A 17023-nucleotide genomic window follows, 5' to 3' on the forward strand; every position below is an offset into this window, starting at 1 on the left:
TAAAGGTCTTTTTTTATTCGAAGAAATTAAGTTCCAGTTGTTCAGGTAAAAGTCTAAAACTCATTCGGTGGTATTTTGTAGTGCCATACTTTTTAATGGCTTCACGATGTTCTTTAGTTGGATAACCTTTATTTTTTTTCCAATTATACATCGGGAATTCCTCATGAATTTGATCCATATATTCGTCTCGATACGTTTTAGCCAAAACAGAAGCGGCTGCAATGCTCAGATATTTTCCGTCACCTTTTATAATACTCTGGTTTGGGATTGATTTTAACAATGCAATTTCATCATCAGAAAATTGTTTGCCAAATGTATTTTTGAGTCCCAGCTTAGCATTTAAGGATCGGTTTCCGTCTACAATAATAAATTCGGGAACGTGTTTGAGTTTTAAAATACATTCCTGCATGCCTTTCATTGAGGCATTTAGAATGTTTATTTCGTCTATTTCATCTGGAAATAAATGAGTTACTGAATAACATAAAGCTTGTTCTTCTATTACTGGTCTTAAAAGCGCTCTTGTTTTTTCAGACAATTGTTTACTGTCATTTAAAATTATATTCTCAAAATTTTCAGGAAGGATTATGGCTGCAGCAGTAACAGGACCTGCAAGACATCCTCTGCCGGCTTCATCTGTTCCGGTTTCTAAAACAAATCCTGAGTAATTTTTTTCGAGCATTTTTTTAATTTTTAAATAACAAATTAGATGAAATTTTCAGCAAAAATATTCGTTTTGACACTGTAAGACAAGGCAATTGTATAAAATGAACTGTTTTTTTATTTATTTGTTTTTATAATTTACCTTTGCTTAGCAAATTTTGTCAAATAAATTTATACAAAGCCATCAAATGAGAATATTCATTTTTTTATATCTATTAGTTGTACCAACTTTATTGTTTTCTCAAGTAAAACCAGCTCCTAAAAATAATTTAGATATGAATACGGAATATTCAAGTATAACGGATACCGTAAAAAAGAAAAAAGCTAAGATTGCAACTATAGATCAATATAAAATTGTAACGCTTGAACACGATACAATTTATGCAGATACTTCGCTTACTCTTAAAAGCGCTTACAGACAAAATCATCTTAGAAAAGATCTGTTTGGTTATCAGGAATTTTCAAATATTGGACAGCCTTTAAATACTTTGCAGTATAGTTTAACGAGTTTTTCTCCATATCCTGAAATTGGTTTTAACGGAAAACATTTTAATTATTTGCAGGCAGATCAAATTAGATATTATTCTGCAGCTACACCTTTTACAGAGTTGTTTTTCAATACAACAATTAATAAAGGTCAAAATGTTGATTCGTTCATTACGTTGAACGTTTCTAAAAATCTTAACTTTTCGATTGCTTATAGAGGTTTGAGGTCTGAGGGTGATTATATTAACCAATTAGTTAGTGCAGGTAATTTCAGGTTTACAACCAGTTATGCTACAACCAGCCGACGTTATTCCTTAAACGCTCATTATACCTTTCAGGATATAATGAACGAAGAAAATGGCGGTATTACGAATGATAATAATTTTGAAAGTGATAATAAAGACTATAAAAACCGACAAAGATTGCAGGTGTATTTAACCGATGCGGAATCTATGTTAAAGGGAAGAAGAATCTTTTTTGATCATGCATTTAGAATAAATCCAACCGATGGAAGTAATAATCTGTATGTAACACATCAGCTTAATTATGAGAATAAAAGTTACGAGTATAAACAACCTACAGTGCTTTCTACGGTAACAGATGATAATAATGTGAGCACCAGAGTGCAACGTTTTGGTGATTCGTATGCGTCCAGTAGTATAAATGATCAGACCAAGTATGAAAGACTTTATAATAAAGCGGGACTTACTTACGAAAATTCTTTATTAGGAAAGTTTAACTTTTTTATAGACGATTACAGATCCAATTATACCTACGAACGAATTATTATTCGTAATGACGGAACAGCTGTGCCGGGAAACTTATTTCTACAGTTTAATAATGTAGGCGGACAATACGAATATCAAAAAAATAAATGGAACGGTAGGTTTTTGTATTCAAGATCGATTACGAATCAGTCATTATCTGATTTAGATGCAAAGTTGAGGTATAATTTAAACGATGATATTAAATTTGATTTTAGATATCGTAATATCAATAAACTGCCAAATAATAATTATAATTTATACCAAAGCAGTTGGGTAGAATACAACTGGTCAAATGATTTTAAAAACGAAAAAATAAATTCTCTTAGTGCTGAGATTCAGACTCCCTGGTTAACAGGACAAGTACAATATACGGTTCTTAAAGATCATTTATATTTTGCTGATGCTGCTACAGATGTGCAAAAAGCATCAAATATTCAAATTGTAAATCCATTTCAATATGCAAACGTGATTAATTATTTGGAAATTAAAGCAAGCCGCGAATTTAAATTTGGACCATTTGCATTAGACAATACACTTTTGTATCAGAAAGTAGATCAGTCCGATTTGATTTTAAATGTTCCTGATTTTGTAACAAGAAATACGTTTTACTATTCTGGCTACTTTTTTAAGAAGGCATTATATTTACAGACAGGGCTTGTATTTAATTATCTTACTAAATATTACGGAGATGATTATAATCCTGTTATTGCTGAATTCTTTGTGCAGCAGGATAAAAAGATTGGCGGTTTTGCAACATTCGATTTTTTCGTAAATGCAAGAATTCGTCAAACGAGATTTTATTTAAAAGCGGAACATTTCAATGCTGCTTTTACACAAAGTAATTATTATGCGACGCCTAATAATCCTTATCGTGATTTTGTGTTGCGTTTTGGTTTAGTTTGGAATTTCTTCCAATAAAAAGACTTACTTTATTTTAAACCACTTATTAAAACTTAAATAAAAATGGACTTTTCAAATAACATTTTAGAAACAATTGGTAACACACCATTGGTAAAACTCAACAAAATTGTTGCTGAAATTGATGCGTTGGTATTGGCAAAAGTCGAAACTTTTAATCCTGGTAATTCTGTAAAGGACAGAATGGCCGTAAAAATGATTGAAGATGCGGAGGCTGATGGAAGATTAAAACCAGGAGGAACTATCATTGAAGGAACTTCCGGAAATACAGGAATGGGACTTGCTCTTGTTGCTATTGTTAAAGGGTATAAACTGATTTGTGTTATCTCAGATAAGCAGTCAAAAGAAAAAATGGATATTCTTCGTGCTGTTGGAGCAAAAGTTGTGGTTTGCCCTACAGATGTGGAACCAACCGATCCCCGATCTTATTATTCGGTTTCAAAACGTTTAGCCGAAGAAACACCAAATTCATGGTATGTAAACCAATATGATAATATGTCAAATTCCTTGGCACATTACGAACAGACAGGGCCGGAAATCTGGAAACAGACAGATGGTAAAATAACTCACTTTGTTGTAGGTGTTGGAACGGGAGGAACTATTTCGGGAGTTGGGAAATATTTAAAAGAAAAAAATCCAAATATTAAAATTTGGGGAATTGATACATATGGTTCTGTTTTTAAAAAGTATCATGAAACCGGAATTTTTGATGAAAACGAAATCTATTCTTATATAACAGAAGGAATTGGTGAAGATATTTTACCTAAAAATGTTGACTTTTCTTTAATTGACGGTTTTACAAAAGTGACCGATAAAGATGCTGCTGTTTACACAAGAAAAATTGCACTGGAAGAAGCCATTTTTGTTGGAAATTCTGCTGGAGCTTGTATAAAAGGTTTATTACAGTTAAAAGAGCATTTTAAACCTGATGATGTTGTGGTGGTTTTATTCCATGATTCCGGAAGCCGTTATGTAGGTAAAATGTTTAATGATGACTGGATGCGTGAACGTGGATTCCTGGAAGAAAACGTTACCAAAGCAGAAGATGTTATTAAAGATCATATTGACAAGGAATTAATTGTTGTTCGTACAGAAGAATTGGTTTCGCATGCAATTGAGCGTATGCGTAAATATAAAATTTCTCAAATTCCGGTTGTAGATATTAATGGTTTTGTAGGCTCTGTAGACGAAACAGACTTATTTAGAAGTTATGTTGCAGATAAAAACGTGGCCGAAAAACCAATAAAAGATGTAATGGGAAAACCTTTTCCAATTGTAAAATTAGGAACTCCAATCGAAGAAGTATCAAAGCTTTTTACCAAAGAAAATGATGCTGTTTTGGTTGATCTAGGAAACGGACATCATCACATTATTACAAAATATGATATTATTGGCTCAATAAAATAAGCTTTTACAAATAAATTTTATCCATAAATCTTGTTACTTTAGTAATTAGATTTATGGATTTTTCTTTTAAAAACACAAAATGAATTTTACTGCTATAGACTTTGAAACGGCTACGGGATATCATCCGTGTTCTGTAGGAATTGTGACGGTTCAAAACGGAATCATTGTCGACGAATTTGTAACGTTAATAAAACCGCCAAATAACGAATACAATCCGTTCACAACTCGTGTACATGGAATTTATCCTAAGGATACTGTTAATTCTAAATCCTTTTTTCAGATTTATCCTGAGATTGAAAAGCGATTAAAAAACCGTGTTGTTGTTGCTCATAATGAAAGTTTTGACCGCAATGTTTTAATGAAATCAATGTTGCTTCATGGTTTGAATTATGAAGATCTTAATATTGCTTCGCAATGGGAATGCACTGTTAAAATATATAAAGCGAAAGGAGTAAAACCAACCAAACTAAGTGACTGCTGTCGTGAAATGAAAATTCAGCTCAATCATCATGAAGCTTTATCAGACGCAAGGGCTTGTGCAAAGTTGTACATGTTACGTTAAATAAATTTTATTTGTAAGAATATTTTTAAATTTTTATTATTTTTAGATTTTGTAAAACAGTATAAAATCTAAAAATGAAAGAAGACTTTCTTCATTATCTCTGGAAATTCAAGAAGTTTAATACTTTGAATTTGAAAAGTGCTCAAGGCGAATTAATTACTATTCTAAAGTCAGGTGATTATTTGGAGCTTTCGGGGCCTGATTTTTTTAACGCTCACATAGAAATTGGAAATCAAAAATGGGCAGGCAATGTCGAAATTCATTTAAAATCTTCAGATTGGTATCTTCACAATCATGAAAAAGATCCTGCTTATCAAAATGTAATTCTCCATGTCGTTTGGGAAAATGATACAGCTATTTTCAGAGAAGATAATACAGAGATTCCGGTTTTAGTTCTCAAAGATTTTGTTGACAAAGAAGTGCTTGCTAATTATACGGCGTTGGTCTCTCCTAAAACTTGGATTTCATGTGAAAAACAAATTAAAGACATTGACAATTTTGTTTTTAAAAGCTGGCAGGAAAGGTTGTTTTTTGAACGTTTAGAGCGTAAATCAAAATTTATTTATGAATTATTGGAAGAAACAAATCAAGACTGGGAAGCGGTTTTGTTTTTTCTTTTGGCAAAGAATTTTGGTTTAAATACAAATGGAGTTTCTTTTCTTCAAATTGCTAAATCAATTCCGTTTTCTATTATCAGAAAAGAAAGTTTTGAAAACGAAAATCTGGAAGCATTATTTTTCGGAACTGCTGGTTTACTTAATTCAGAGAAAGAAGATGTCTATTTTAAAGATTTAAAATTCAGGTATTTTTATTTGTTGAATAAGTACCAATTGGAAAGAACATTTGTGGAACCAGTACAATTTTTTAAATTACGTCCGGATAATTTTCCAACCATACGACTTTCTCAATTAGCAGGGCTTTATCATAAATATCAAAATTTATTTTCTAAGATAAATGAATTAAAGTCTCTTGAGAGCGTATATGATCTTTTTAATGTTTCGGCAAGTAATTATTGGCAGAACCATTATCAGTTTGATAAAGAAAGCCCAAAGAAAGCAAAGCCGCTTTCTAAGTCATTTTTAGATTTGATTGTAATAAATACAATTATCCCAATCCGTTTTGCTTATTCTGTAGGGCTAGGAGAGTCTGTTATAGAAGATTTAATTGATTTTATGAATGAGGTTCAATCTGAGAAAAATACAATAATAGATAAGTTTATTTCTTTTGGAATAAAGCCAAAAAATGCATTTGAAAGTCAAACCTTGTTAGAACTTAAAAATGAATATTGTAATCAAAAAGCTTGTTTGAAATGTACGATAGGAGTAGCGCTTTTGAAAAATAATTAGATAATAGATTAATTAGAAAATTAGGTAATTGTAAAATCAGTACTTTTGTAATCTAAAGTCTGAAATCTAAAATTTAATTATGTCAGCAATTTTAAAACTTAAATTCTTTTTTGAAAAATATGGTTTTCATGTTTCTTCAAGGCTAGCAGATAAACTCGGAATGCGTGTAACAAGTGTTAGATTGTTTTTTATCTACATTTCTTTTGTTACGGCAGGTTTAGGATTTGGAGTTTACCTGACACTGGCATTTTGGATAAGATTGAAAGATTTAATCCGTTCAAAAAGAACATCAGTATTTGATTTATAAAAAAAAGCTCCAAAGTTTAATTTGGAGCTTTTTTTATAACTAGAATTGAAATTTATTCAACATCCGCATCGGTATTATTAAGTCTAGATCTTTTCTTGCTATATCCAAAGTATACAATTATACCAAGAATAAGCCATCCAAAAGATAATAGCTGTGCATCTTTACTTAAATTAAAAATTAAATAAGAGTTGATTGCAATTCCTAATACCGCAATAACTGGTAAAGCAGGAACTTTAAATGTTCTGGTTAATCCAGGTTGTTTTACTCTTAAAATCCAAACAGCGATACAAACCATTGTAAAGGCAAACAAAGTACCAAAACTTGTCATATCTGCCAATTTGTTGATTGGAGTAAAAGCAGCAACAGTTGCGATAATAATACCAAGAATCATTAAGTTCGTTTTGGGAGTTCCGGAAATAGGGTTTACTTTAGAGAAAACTTGTGGAATCAAACCATCTTTAGACATTCCAAGGAAAATTCTGGATTGTCCCATAATCATTACCATTAATACAGAAACTAAACCAATAGTAGCAGCAACTGTAATAATAAATCCTGCCCAACCTTGTCCGGCAATATCAAATGCATAAGCAACAGGAGCTTTAATAGCTTCAGGGTATTTTCCTAGTGGGTTAAAGTCTTGGTAATTCATCATTCCTGTTAATACTAAAGAAACAAGAATATATAAAGTAGTACAGATTAATAAAGAAGCAATGATCGCAAAAGGAACATCTTTTTTAGGATTAATAGCTTCTCCCGCTTGTGTAGAAACAGCATCAAAACCAACATAAGCAAAGAAAATAGCTGCAGCTCCAGAGATAACACCTCCTATTCCGTAAGCATTGTGAGTAGTTTCTTTTTCAATAATCTGAGTTGCTTCAGGAATAAATGGGCTCCAGTTTGCTGTGTTAATGAAGAAAAGACCAGCAATAATTACGAAAATAACTGCAGATACTTTAAGAATTACAATTGCGTTATTTGCTTTAGCAGCGCTTTTTGTTCCTTTAATAAGTAATGAAATAACTAAAAGAACGATCAGGAAAGCGGGAAGATTCATAGAGAAACCTTCTCCAGTATAACTTGCAGGATCTGTTGTAAGCCAATCAGGAAGTTTGATATGAAATAATTTGAGCAATTTATTAAAGTACCCGGACCAGGAAACTGCTACAGTCATTGATCCCATTGCATATTCGAGAATTAGTCCCCATCCAATAATCCAGGCAAAAACTTCTCCAATCGTACCGTAAGCATATGCGTAAGCAGATCCTTCAACAGGTAAAATAGAGGCAAATTCAGAATAGCAAAGTGCCGCAAAAACACAAGCAATACCTGCGATAATAAACGAAATTGCTAATGCCGGACCTGCATGATAATAAGCCCCTGTACCAGTAAGTACAAAAATTCCTCCACCGATAATGGCACCAACACCAATGGCAGTAAGACTCCATTTTCCAAGGACTCTCTTTAAATCACTTTTTTTCATATCGGCCTCAAAAGCTGATATAGGTTTAACTCTCCAAATTGACATACTATTTTATTGGTTTATTTGTTATTAAGTGCCAAATGTATTGTTTTTTATAAAAAATAAAAACAATTATCATGTTTTAAGTTATAAAATATTCATTTTTTTTACAGGACTCTCAAGAAAAAATCTTTAAGTATTGATATTCATTAAATTAATTGAGGTTTTGTGAAATATTTAATAATTTTTTGAAAACTACTTTTCTTACTAATTTTATTGATAAATTTGAAGGTTTTTTCTTTCTTTTAGTATAGATAATAAATTAGAACATCTTTTTGGGTTATGAATTTTAGTTATTTAAAGAAGTATTTGTATTTTACAAAGTATCAAAGAACAGGAATTTTTATGCTGTTCATAATTATAATAATTTTACAGTCTATTTATCTGTTTTCTGATTTTTCAATTACTAAAATAAAAAGTCCTGATGCAGAAAAATGGCTTGCTCTTCAATCGGAAATAGATAACGAAAAAAACTTAGAGAGAAAAAGTAAACCGGTTAATTATCTTTTTAATCCAAATTTTATTTCAGATTATAAAGGTTATAAGCTTGGAATGTCTGTTGAGGAGATTGATAGGCTTTTTGCATTTCGCAAACAGAATAAATATGTAAACTCTGCAATGGAGTTTCAGAAGGTGACCGGAATTTCAGATTCGTTGCTAGATAAAATGGCTCCCCTATTTAAATTTCCGGATTGGGTTCAGCATAATACGAAGCCTGACTTTCAGAAAAATGATTACATTAAAAAGGAGTTTCATAAAAAAGAAAAAATAGAAATAACAGATATAAATCAGGCGACTCAGGAAGATTTAATTAAGATTTACGGAATAGGAGAAGGTTTGTCAACTCGAATATTGAAGCAAAAAGAAATTTTGGGATGTTTTGTTTCAATGGATCAAATGGAGGATGTGTGGGGGCTTTCGCTCGAAGTAATAAATGAATTAAAGACTCATTTTAAAGTAGTAATTCCTGCAACATTAAAAAGAATAAATGTAAATGAGGCTTCATTAAAAGAATTATCTCAGTTCCCTTACTTTAAATATGCACTCGCAAAACAAATCGTAACATATAGAAGTATGAATGGAGATTTTAAAAATATTGAGGATTTAGCAAAAATTAAAGATTTTCCTGTTGAAAAAGCAAAAATAATTAGTTTATATTTGGAGTACTAAAAAGAAAGCAACTAATGAATTTTGAATATAACGAAACACAGTTAATGATTGCGCAATCTATAAAAGATTTTGCAGAGAAAAATATAAGACCCTATATAATGGAGTGGGATGAGTCGCAAATTTTTCCAGTTCCTTTATTTAAGAAATTGGGTGAAATGGGATTTATGGGGGTTTTAGTTCCTGAAGAATATGGAGGTTCTGGTTTAGGTTATCATGAATATGTTACTATAATTGAAGAAATTTCAAAAGTAGATCCGTCAATTGGGTTGTCGGTTGCGGCACATAATTCTTTATGTACAAATCATATTTTAACCTTTGGAAACGAAGAACAAAAGAAAAAGTGGCTTCCTAAACTGGCAACAGCAGAATATATTGGTGCCTGGGGTTTGACAGAACACAACACAGGTTCTGATGCGGGCGGAATGAATACCACTGCCGTAAAAGATGGCGATTATTGGGTAGTAAACGGAGCAAAAAATTTTATAACTCATGCAATTTCCGGAGATATCGCAGTTGTTGTGGTACGTACCGGTGAAAAAGGAGATTCTAAAGGAATGACTGCTTTTATTTTTGAAAAAGGAATGAAGGGTTTTTCATCAGGAAAAAAAGAGAATAAATTAGGAATGCGTGCCAGTGAAACTGCCGAATTGGTTTTTGATAATTGCCGGGTACCTGATCAAAATAGATTAGGAGAAGTTGGGCAAGGGTTTATTCAGGCGATGAAAATTCTGGATGGTGGTAGAATTTCTATAGGAGCTTTGTCTTTAGGAATTTCTAAAGGTGCTTATGAAGCAGCATTGAAGTACTCAAAAGAAAGACATCAGTTTGGGCAGCCAATCAGTAACTTTCAGGGAATCTCATTTAAGCTAGCAGATATGGCTACAGAAATAGAAGCCTCAGAATTATTACTTCATAAAGCCGCTTTTTTAAAACAGCAGCATAGAGAGGTGACAACGTTGGGGGCAATGGCAAAAATGTATGCTTCGGAAGCCTGTGTTAAAATTGCTAACGATGCAGTTCAAATACATGGAGGATATGGTTATACTAAAGATTTTCCTGTAGAAAAGTTTTATAGAGATTCTAAGTTGTGTACAATAGGAGAAGGTACTACTGAAATTCAAAAAGTGGTTATTTCTAGAAATCTGTTAAAAGAGTAGGTTTTGTGAAAAAGTGAAAAGTACGCCATACCAAACATACAAAGTGCATCTCGTTTTTTACATCAAAATATTTTAATTTAAAAATAATTCTCAATTTATAATTCATAATTCAAAATTAATATATACTTTTGCAGCCTTAACGAGAGGAGGTGTCTATATTATGTTAATTATACCAATTAAAGACGGAGAAAATATCGATAGAGCATTAAAGCGCTATAAAAGAAAATTTGATAAAACAGGAACTGTTCGTCAATTAAGAGCACGTACTGCTTTTATTAAGCCTTCTGTTATCAAAAGAGCTCAAATTCAAAAAGCGGCTTACATTCAAGGTTTGAAAGATAGCTTAGAAAGTTAGTATTTAGCTTTTCAAAAATAATTACCGTTAGTGGTCAAAATGTTTTAATTTTGGTGCTAACGGTTTTTTTTATGCTTAATTTTTAGATTTTATGAAAACGAATAAAGAAGCTTTTTCGGATTATCTTTTATTGGAAAAAAAATATTCTACCCATACTGTTGGTGCTTATTTAAATGATATAATATCTTTTGAGTCGTTTGTAAAAGAGTCTTTTGAGCAGGATGGTATTGATTTGGTGAATTATAGTCAGGTGAGGAGTTGGATTGTTTTTTTGGTGGATCAGAATATTTCTAATGTTTCGATTAATAGAAAAATGGCTTCGTTGAAAGCTTTTTATAAGTTTCTTTTAAAGTCAAAACAAATAGAGCTTAATCCGATGCTGAAGCATAAGTCTTTGAAAACGCCTAAAGTGGTTCAGGTTCCTTTTTCGGAAAAAGAACTAAAGGATTTGCTTCATGAGGTGGAGGCGCCTGTGGGTTTTGAGGAAGTTCGGGATAAGCTTATTGTGGAGATGTTTTATGTTACCGGGATGCGTCGTGCGGAGTTGATTCATTTAATGATTAAAAATGTTGATTGTTCTAATAATACAATTAAAGTATTAGGGAAAAGAAATAAGGAGCGAATTATTCCTGTTTTGCCAATTATTGCTGATCAAATTGATTTGTATATAAAGGAACGGGGAGGTTTGGAGGGTTTGGTTGATTTGGACTATTTTTTTGTTTCAAAAAAAGGATTAAAATTGAGCGAATCTTTTGTTTATCGTTTAATAAATTCATACTTTAGTAGGGTCTCAGAAAAGGTAAAGAAAAGTCCGCATGTGCTTCGTCATACTTTTGCAACTCACCTTTTAAACAATGGGGCAGATTTGAATTCAGTTAAGGAATTGCTAGGGCATTCTAGTTTGGCGTCTACACAGGTTTATACTCATAATAGTCTTGCGGAGCTTAAAAAAGTATATGGAGGTGCGCATCCAAGAAGTAAATAGTGGTTCTAAATGTTAATCCTAAAATTTTTATTATGAAGGTAGATGTTCATGCAGTTAATTTTACTGTCGACAGAAAATTGGTCGATTTTATCCAGGAAAGAATGGGTAAGCTAGAAAAATACTACGATCGAGTGGTTTCATCAGATGTTTTTTTAAAAGTTGAAAGAACAAGTGATAAGGAGAATAAGGTGGTGGAGATAAAAATTAATGTTCCTGGTGATGATTTTTTGGTAAAAAAACAGTGTAAAACATTTGAAGAGGCGGTTGAGCTTTCGGCTGAATCGTTAGAACGTTTGCTTGTAAAAAGGAAAGAAAAAATAAGAGCGCATATTTAATTGAAATTTTTTTTGAAAAATGTTTTGATTAAAAGATAAAATACCTACATTTGCAGTCCGTTAGAAATAGCGGACTTTTTTAATGCATTCGCCGATGTAGCTCAGCTGGCTAGAGCAGCTGATTTGTAATCAGCAGGTCGTGGGTTCGAGTCCCTCTATCGGCTCAAAAATGCTTCAAATGCGATTTGAAGTTTAGGTTCTTTAAAATATTAGGATTTTAAAAATTAGGGGAGATACTCAAGCGGCCAACGAGGGCAGACTGTAAATCTGCTGTGTGAACTTCGCAGGTTCGAATCCTGCTCTCCCCACAAAAAAAAGAGGTAAGATTGTGGTTTTTAGATTTTTAAATTATGAAATCTAAATTCGAAAACCTAAAATAAGAACTCTGCCGGTGTAGCTCAGGGGTAGAGTGCTTCCTTGGTAAGGAAGAGGTCTCGGGTTCAAATCCCGACATTGGCTCAAGTAAGTAGGAAATTGAAAATTAATATATAACTAAGATTAAAAATTAAGTAAAATGGCAAAGGAGAATTTTAATCGTTCCAAACCGCACTTAAACATAGGTACAATTGGACACGTAGATCACGGAAAAACTACATTAACTGCTGCAATCACTAAAGTATTGTCAGATGCTGGTTACTGTCAAGCAAAATCGTTTGATCAAATCGATAACGCTCCAGAGGAGAAAGAAAGAGGTATTACTATTAATACATCTCACGTAGAGTACGAAACAGCTAACCGTCACTACGCTCACGTTGACTGTCCAGGTCACGCGGATTACGTAAAGAACATGGTTACTGGAGCTGCTCAAATGGACGGAGCTATCTTAGTAGTTGCTGCTACAGATGGTCCAATGCCACAAACTCGTGAGCACATCCTTTTAGGGCGTCAGGTTGGTATTCCAAGAATCGTTGTTTTCATGAACAAAGTGGATATGGTTGATGATGCTGAGTTATTAGAGCTTGTTGAGATGGAAATTAGAGATTTATTATCTTTCTACGAGTACGATGGAGATAATGGTCCTGTAGTTCAAGGTTCTGCTTTAGGAGGATTAAACAATGATCCAAACTGGGTACCTAAAATTATCGAATTAATGGAAGCTGTTGACAACTGGATCGAAGAGCCAGTACGTGACGTTGCTAAACCATTCTTGATGCCAGTTGAGGACGTATTTACAATTACAGGTCGTGGAACTGTTGCTACAGGTCGTATCGAAACTGGAGTTGCTAACACTGGAGATCCTGTTGAAATCATTGGTATGGGAGCTGAGAAATTAACTTCTACTATCACTGGAGTTGAGATGTTCCGTAAAATCCTTGACAGAGGTGAAGCTGGAGATAACGTAGGTTTATTGTTAAGAGGTATTGATAAAGCTGATATCAAAAGAGGTATGGTTATTATTAAGCCAGGTTCAGTAAAACCACACGCTAAATTCAAAGCTGAGGTTTATATCTTGAAAAAAGAAGAAGGTGGACGTCACACTCCATTCCACAATAACTACCGTCCACAGTTCTACGTACGTACAACTGACGTAACAGGAGTTATTACTTTACCAGCAGGTGTAGAGATGGTAATGCCAGGTGATAACTTAACTATTGAAGTTGCTTTATTAAGCCCAATCGCTATGAACGTAGGTTTACGTTTCGCTATCCGTGAAGGTGGTAGAACAGTTGGTGCTGGTCAGGTTACTGAAATCGTAGAGTAATTCTATTAAAATAAATAAAAAGCCAGTGATTATTTTTTAATCACTGGCTTTAATTACGGGCGTAGTTCAAGGGTAGAATAGCGGTCTCCAAAACCGTTGATGGGGGTTCGAATCCCTCCGCCCGTGCAATAAAAAATATATCAAATGACAAAAGTTACTAATTATTTATCAGAGGCTTTCGAAGAGTTAAAGTCAAATGTTACTTGGCCAGCTTGGGCTGAAGTACAGAAATTGACAATTGTTGTGGCTGTATTTTCGATCTTATTCGCTTTGGCAACTTGGGGAGTAGACGAATTTTTTGCAAAAGCTTTGGCTGGATTTTTTAACTGGTTAAAAGGATAATTTTTTTGTGATGGCAGATAATAATGTGAAAAAATGGTACGTAGTTAGAGCGGTTAGCGGTCAGGAGAATAAAGTGAAAGCTTATATTGAGACTGAGATTGCGAGATTAGGTATGGAGGATTATGTTTCTCAGGTTTTAGTTCCTACTGAAAAAGTAGTTACTGTAAAAGATGGGAAAAAATCATCTAAGGATAAAGTATATTTTCCTGGATATGTTATGATCGAAGCTAACTTAGTTGGTGAGATTCCTCATATTATTAAGTCTATTACTAGTGTTATTGGATTTTTAGGAGAGACTAAAGGCGGAGAACCTGTTCCTTTAAGACTTTCTGAAGTAAACCGTATGTTAGGTAAAGTGGATGAACTAGCTGTAAATACAGATACACGTTCTATTCCATTTAGTGTTGGGGAAACGGTTAAGGTTATTGATGGACCTTTCAACGGATTTAATGGATCTGTTGAGAAAATCAATGAAGAGAAGCGTAAACTTGAAGTAATGGTTAAGATTTTCGGAAGAAAAACTCCGTTAGAATTGAGTTTTATGCAAGTAGAAAAAGTATAATTTTTTGTTACACTATAATAAACCATTGTGATCGCTTCCATTGATCACAGTGTTAAATTTTTTAAAAATGGCTAAAGAAATTAGTAAGGTAGTTAAACTACAAGTTAAGGGAGGTGCTGCGAACCCGTCGCCACCGGTTGGACCTGCTTTAGGAGCTGCTGGGGTTAACATCATGGAGTTCTGTAAGCAATTTAATGCTAGAACTCAGGATAAACCTGGCAAAATTTGTCCAGTGCAAATCACTGTGTACAAAGACAAATCATTTGATTTTGTTGTTAAGACTCCTCCAGCAGCAGTTCAGTTAATGGAAGCTGCAAAGCTAAAATCTGGTTCTGGTGAGCCTAATCGTAAAAAAGTAGCTAGCGTTACTTGGGAACAAATTAGAACTATTGCTGAAGACAAAATGCCAGACTTAAACGCTTTCACAATTGAGAAAGCTATGAGTATGGTTGCTGGAACAGCTAGATCTATGGGTATAACTGTATCAGGAGATGCTCCTTTTTAATTAAGAAAAAGAAATGGCAAAATTAACAAAAAAGCAAAAAGAGGCTGCTTCAAAAATTGAAAAGAACAAATTATACTCTTTAAAAGATGCTGCTGCATTAATTAAAGTTGTTGCTTCTGCAAAATTTGATGAGTCTGTTGATATCGCAGTTCGTTTGGGTGTTGATCCAAGAAAAGCGAATCAAATGGTTAGAGGTGTAGTTACTTTACCTCACGGAACAGGAAAAGACGTTAAAGTATTAGCATTGGTTACTCCAGACAAAGAAGCTGAAGCAAGAGAAGCTGGAGCAGATCACGTTGGTCTTGACGATTACTTACAAAAAATTAAAGACGGTTGGACAGATGTTGATGTGATCATTACTATGCCTGCTGTTATGGGTAAATTAGGTCCATTAGGTCGTATTTTAGGGCCTAGAGGTTTAATGCCAAACCCTAAAACAGGTACTGTAACTATGGATGTTGCTAAAGCTGTTCAAGAAGTTAAAGCTGGTAAAATTGACTTTAAAGTTGATAAAACTGGTATCGTACACGCAGGAATCGGTAAAGTTTCTTTTGGAGCTGAGCAGATTGTTGACAACGCACACGAAATTATTCAAACATTAATAAAACTTAAACCAACTGCTGCTAAAGGTACATACATTAAAGGTATTCACCTTACAAGCACAATGAGTCCTGCTATCGCATTAGACCCAAAAGCAGTATAATTGGTAGTTAAAAATTTTTAGTATGACTAGAGAAGAAAAATCAATCGCGATTGAAAATTTAACTGCGCAGTTAGCTGGTACAAATATCATTTACATTTCTGATATTTCTGGTTTAAACGCAGAGACAACTTCAAACTTACGTAGAGCTTGTTTCAAAGCAGGTATCAAATTAGAAGTTGTAAAGAACACTTTGCTTGCAAAAGCAATGGAAGCTTCTGATAATGATTATGGTGATTTACCTACAGTTTTATCAGGTAACAGTGCTATCTTTATTTCTGATGTTGCTAACGCACCTGGAAAAATCATCAAAGATTTCCGTAAGAAATCTGATAAACCAGTTTTAAAAGGAGCTTACATCAATTCTGAAGTATACATTGGGGATAACCAATTAGATGCATTAGCTACAATTAAATCTAAAGAAGAGCTTATCGGAGAAATCATTGGATTATTACAATCTCCAGCTCAAAGAATTATTTCTGCTTTACAAAACAAATTCGCAGGTAGCGAAGAAGAAGGAGCAGAGTAATTATCAACGTAAGAAAGAATACTTTCTTACTGCTTAATTAGCGCACAATAAATAAATTATATTTTTTACAAATCATTTTAAACGATAGAAAAAATGGCAGATTTGAAACAATTCGCAGAACAATTAGTTAACTTAACAGTTAAAGAAGTTAACGAATTAGCAACAATATTAAAAGACGAGTATGGTATCGAGCCTGCTGCTGCAGCTGTAGTAGTTGCTGCTGGTGGTGGAGACGGTGCTGCTGAAGAAGCACAAACTGAATTTACAGTTGTATTGAAAGATGCAGGAGCTTCTAAATTAGCTGTTGTAAAATTAGTTAAAGAATTAACTGGTTTAGGTCTTAAAGAAGCTAAAGACGTAGTTGACGGTGCACCAAGCAACGTTAAAGAAGGTGTTTCTAAAGAAGAGGCTGAAGGTCTTAAAAAATCTTTAGAAGAGGCTGGAGCTACTGTTGAGCTTAAATAATTAAACTCAGTTTAAGAACTAGGTTTAGGTCTTGAGTTAACACTCAAAGGCCTAAACCATTTTTCGTATAATAAAATATACCAAATTTTATTATCCCATAGTTTAAAATACGAAAAAGTTTTTGATCAATACGAAGAAAGAAAATTAGACTTAATTTATAGAATTAATTTTTAAAGATGTATTGATTATAATAAGAAAGTATAGATTAAACAGTGTGTATTTACACAAAAATAAATTACTTTTT

General features: G+C 33.2%; 19 protein-coding genes and 4 tRNA genes. 21 read left to right on the forward strand and 2 right to left on the reverse strand.

Going from position 1 to position 17023, the window contains the following annotated elements; all coding sequences use genetic code 11:
- Nucleotides 1–13: 13 nt before the first annotated feature.
- On the reverse strand, nt 14–679 hold the full coding sequence (locus tag HYN56_RS10395) for a ribonuclease HII (protein WP_109192112.1): 666 nt from the start codon (nt 677–679) through the stop codon (nt 14–16).
- Nucleotides 680–848: 169 nt separating this feature from the next.
- Here HYN56_RS10395 and HYN56_RS10400 point away from each other — a divergent pair, with 169 nt between their 5' ends.
- The 5 genes from HYN56_RS10400 to HYN56_RS10420 all read left to right on the forward strand — a co-directional run bounded on the left by HYN56_RS10400 (nt 849) and on the right by HYN56_RS10420 (nt 6453).
- Nucleotides 849–2831, forward strand: coding sequence for a putative porin (locus HYN56_RS10400; RefSeq protein ID WP_109192113.1), 1983 nt, complete (start codon nt 849–851; stop codon nt 2829–2831).
- Nucleotides 2832–2876: 45 nt separating this feature from the next.
- Entirely contained in the window at nt 2877–4238 is a 1362-nt protein-coding gene (locus HYN56_RS10405; protein WP_109192114.1) for a pyridoxal-phosphate dependent enzyme, read from the forward strand.
- Nucleotides 4239–4317: 79 nt separating this feature from the next.
- Nucleotides 4318–4800: a 3'-5' exonuclease gene (locus HYN56_RS10410; protein ID WP_109192115.1), complete on the forward strand. Its 483-nt coding sequence runs from the start codon at nt 4318–4320 to the stop codon at nt 4798–4800.
- A 74-nt stretch (nt 4801–4874) separates the two neighbouring features.
- Entirely contained in the window at nt 4875–6146 is a 1272-nt protein-coding gene (locus tag HYN56_RS10415; RefSeq protein ID WP_109192116.1) for a DUF2851 family protein, read from the forward strand.
- Between the two features lie 79 nt (nt 6147–6225).
- Complete coding sequence (locus tag HYN56_RS10420; RefSeq protein ID WP_008466940.1) at nt 6226–6453, forward strand: PspC family transcriptional regulator; 228 nt, start codon at nt 6226–6228, stop codon at nt 6451–6453.
- Nucleotides 6454–6505: 52 nt separating this feature from the next.
- On the opposite strand, the gene HYN56_RS10425 is transcribed toward HYN56_RS10420, so the two are convergent.
- Complete coding sequence (locus HYN56_RS10425; protein WP_109192117.1) at nt 6506–7978, reverse strand: APC family permease; 1473 nt, start codon at nt 7976–7978, stop codon at nt 6506–6508.
- A gap of 339 nt (nt 7979–8317) precedes the next feature.
- On the opposite strand from HYN56_RS10425, the gene HYN56_RS10430 reads away from it, so the two are divergent.
- The 16 genes from HYN56_RS10430 to rplL all read left to right on the forward strand — a co-directional run bounded on the left by HYN56_RS10430 (nt 8318) and on the right by rplL (nt 16779).
- Nucleotides 8318–9142: a ComEA family DNA-binding protein gene (locus HYN56_RS10430; protein WP_317047938.1), complete on the forward strand. Its 825-nt coding sequence runs from the start codon at nt 8318–8320 to the stop codon at nt 9140–9142.
- Between the two features lie 14 nt (nt 9143–9156).
- Nucleotides 9157–10299 (forward strand): acyl-CoA dehydrogenase family protein, encoded by a 1143-nt coding sequence (locus tag HYN56_RS10435; RefSeq protein WP_109192119.1) that lies wholly within the window; start codon nt 9157–9159, stop codon nt 10297–10299.
- Nucleotides 10300–10459: 160 nt separating this feature from the next.
- Nucleotides 10460–10654 carry a 30S ribosomal protein S21 gene (gene rpsU / locus HYN56_RS10440; protein WP_026730435.1) on the forward strand — a complete coding sequence of 65 codons (195 nt, stop codon included), beginning with the start codon at nt 10460–10462 and terminating at the stop codon, nt 10652–10654.
- 91 nt (nt 10655–10745) lie between these two features.
- Nucleotides 10746–11639, forward strand: coding sequence for a tyrosine-type recombinase/integrase (locus HYN56_RS10445; RefSeq protein WP_109192120.1), 894 nt, complete (start codon nt 10746–10748; stop codon nt 11637–11639).
- 32 nt (nt 11640–11671) lie between these two features.
- On the forward strand, nt 11672–11974 hold the full coding sequence (gene hpf, locus HYN56_RS10450; RefSeq protein ID WP_008466930.1) for a ribosome hibernation-promoting factor, HPF/YfiA family: 303 nt from the start codon (nt 11672–11674) through the stop codon (nt 11972–11974).
- A 90-nt stretch (nt 11975–12064) separates the two neighbouring features.
- Nucleotides 12065–12138, forward strand: a tRNA-Thr gene (locus HYN56_RS10455).
- A gap of 63 nt (nt 12139–12201) precedes the next feature.
- Nucleotides 12202–12282: transfer RNA gene (locus tag HYN56_RS10460), tRNA-Tyr, on the forward strand.
- 79 nt (nt 12283–12361) lie between these two features.
- Nucleotides 12362–12433 (forward strand) — tRNA-Thr (locus HYN56_RS10465).
- 55 nt (nt 12434–12488) lie between these two features.
- Nucleotides 12489–13676 carry an elongation factor Tu gene (gene tuf, locus HYN56_RS10470; protein WP_109192121.1) on the forward strand — a complete coding sequence of 396 codons (1188 nt, stop codon included), beginning with the start codon at nt 12489–12491 and terminating at the stop codon, nt 13674–13676.
- Between the two features lie 55 nt (nt 13677–13731).
- Nucleotides 13732–13802: transfer RNA gene (locus HYN56_RS10475), tRNA-Trp, on the forward strand.
- Between the two features lie 18 nt (nt 13803–13820).
- The gene (gene secE / locus HYN56_RS10480) at nt 13821–14018 is read left to right on the forward strand and encodes a preprotein translocase subunit SecE (RefSeq protein WP_008466927.1); all 198 of its coding nucleotides are present in this window, start codon (nt 13821–13823) and stop codon (nt 14016–14018) included.
- A gap of 10 nt (nt 14019–14028) precedes the next feature.
- Nucleotides 14029–14580 carry a transcription termination/antitermination protein NusG gene (gene nusG / locus HYN56_RS10485; protein WP_008466925.1) on the forward strand — a complete coding sequence of 184 codons (552 nt, stop codon included), beginning with the start codon at nt 14029–14031 and terminating at the stop codon, nt 14578–14580.
- A gap of 67 nt (nt 14581–14647) precedes the next feature.
- On the forward strand, nt 14648–15085 hold the full coding sequence (gene rplK, locus HYN56_RS10490; RefSeq protein ID WP_008466923.1) for a 50S ribosomal protein L11: 438 nt from the start codon (nt 14648–14650) through the stop codon (nt 15083–15085).
- 13 nt (nt 15086–15098) lie between these two features.
- Entirely contained in the window at nt 15099–15788 is a 690-nt protein-coding gene (gene rplA, locus HYN56_RS10495) for a 50S ribosomal protein L1 (RefSeq protein WP_025572415.1), read from the forward strand.
- 22 nt (nt 15789–15810) lie between these two features.
- On the forward strand, nt 15811–16314 hold the full coding sequence (rplJ, locus tag HYN56_RS10500) for a 50S ribosomal protein L10 (protein ID WP_091492767.1): 504 nt from the start codon (nt 15811–15813) through the stop codon (nt 16312–16314).
- Between the two features lie 93 nt (nt 16315–16407).
- Nucleotides 16408–16779, forward strand: a complete 372-nt coding sequence (gene rplL / locus HYN56_RS10505; protein ID WP_008466917.1) for a 50S ribosomal protein L7/L12 — start codon at nt 16408–16410, stop codon at nt 16777–16779.
- The last annotated feature ends 244 nt before the right edge of the window (nt 16780–17023 follow it).

This window comes from Flavobacterium crocinum, assembly GCF_003122385.1.
GTDB lineage: Bacteria > Bacteroidota > Bacteroidia > Flavobacteriales > Flavobacteriaceae > Flavobacterium > Flavobacterium crocinum.

Coding starts and splice junctions, on each gene's coding strand:
- rplK (WP_008466923.1), top strand. CDS start 14,648: ATGGCTAAAGAAATTAGTAAGGTAGTTAAACTACAAGTTAAGGGAGGT.
- secE (WP_008466927.1), top strand. CDS start 13,821: ATGACAAAAGTTACTAATTATTTATCAGAGGCTTTCGAAGAGTTAAAG.
- HYN56_RS10425 (WP_109192117.1), bottom strand. CDS start 7,978: ATGTCAATTTGGAGAGTTAAACCTATATCAGCTTTTGAGGCCGATATG.
- HYN56_RS10435 (WP_109192119.1), top strand. CDS start 9,157: ATGAATTTTGAATATAACGAAACACAGTTAATGATTGCGCAATCTATA.
- HYN56_RS10415 (WP_109192116.1), top strand. CDS start 4,875: ATGAAAGAAGACTTTCTTCATTATCTCTGGAAATTCAAGAAGTTTAAT.
- hpf (WP_008466930.1), top strand. CDS start 11,672: ATGAAGGTAGATGTTCATGCAGTTAATTTTACTGTCGACAGAAAATTG.
- nusG (WP_008466925.1), top strand. CDS start 14,029: ATGGCAGATAATAATGTGAAAAAATGGTACGTAGTTAGAGCGGTTAGC.
- HYN56_RS10420 (WP_008466940.1), top strand. CDS start 6,226: ATGTCAGCAATTTTAAAACTTAAATTCTTTTTTGAAAAATATGGTTTT.
- rplL (WP_008466917.1), top strand. CDS start 16,408: ATGGCAGATTTGAAACAATTCGCAGAACAATTAGTTAACTTAACAGTT.
- HYN56_RS10400 (WP_109192113.1), top strand. CDS start 849: ATGAGAATATTCATTTTTTTATATCTATTAGTTGTACCAACTTTATTG.
- HYN56_RS10430 (WP_317047938.1), top strand. CDS start 8,318: ATGCTGTTCATAATTATAATAATTTTACAGTCTATTTATCTGTTTTCT.
- HYN56_RS10410 (WP_109192115.1), top strand. CDS start 4,318: ATGAATTTTACTGCTATAGACTTTGAAACGGCTACGGGATATCATCCG.
- rplJ (WP_091492767.1), top strand. CDS start 15,811: ATGACTAGAGAAGAAAAATCAATCGCGATTGAAAATTTAACTGCGCAG.
- HYN56_RS10445 (WP_109192120.1), top strand. CDS start 10,746: ATGAAAACGAATAAAGAAGCTTTTTCGGATTATCTTTTATTGGAAAAA.
- tuf (WP_109192121.1), top strand. CDS start 12,489: ATGGCAAAGGAGAATTTTAATCGTTCCAAACCGCACTTAAACATAGGT.
- rplA (WP_025572415.1), top strand. CDS start 15,099: ATGGCAAAATTAACAAAAAAGCAAAAAGAGGCTGCTTCAAAAATTGAA.
- rpsU (WP_026730435.1), top strand. CDS start 10,460: ATGTTAATTATACCAATTAAAGACGGAGAAAATATCGATAGAGCATTA.
- HYN56_RS10395 (WP_109192112.1), bottom strand. CDS start 679: ATGCTCGAAAAAAATTACTCAGGATTTGTTTTAGAAACCGGAACAGAT.
- HYN56_RS10405 (WP_109192114.1), top strand. CDS start 2,877: ATGGACTTTTCAAATAACATTTTAGAAACAATTGGTAACACACCATTG.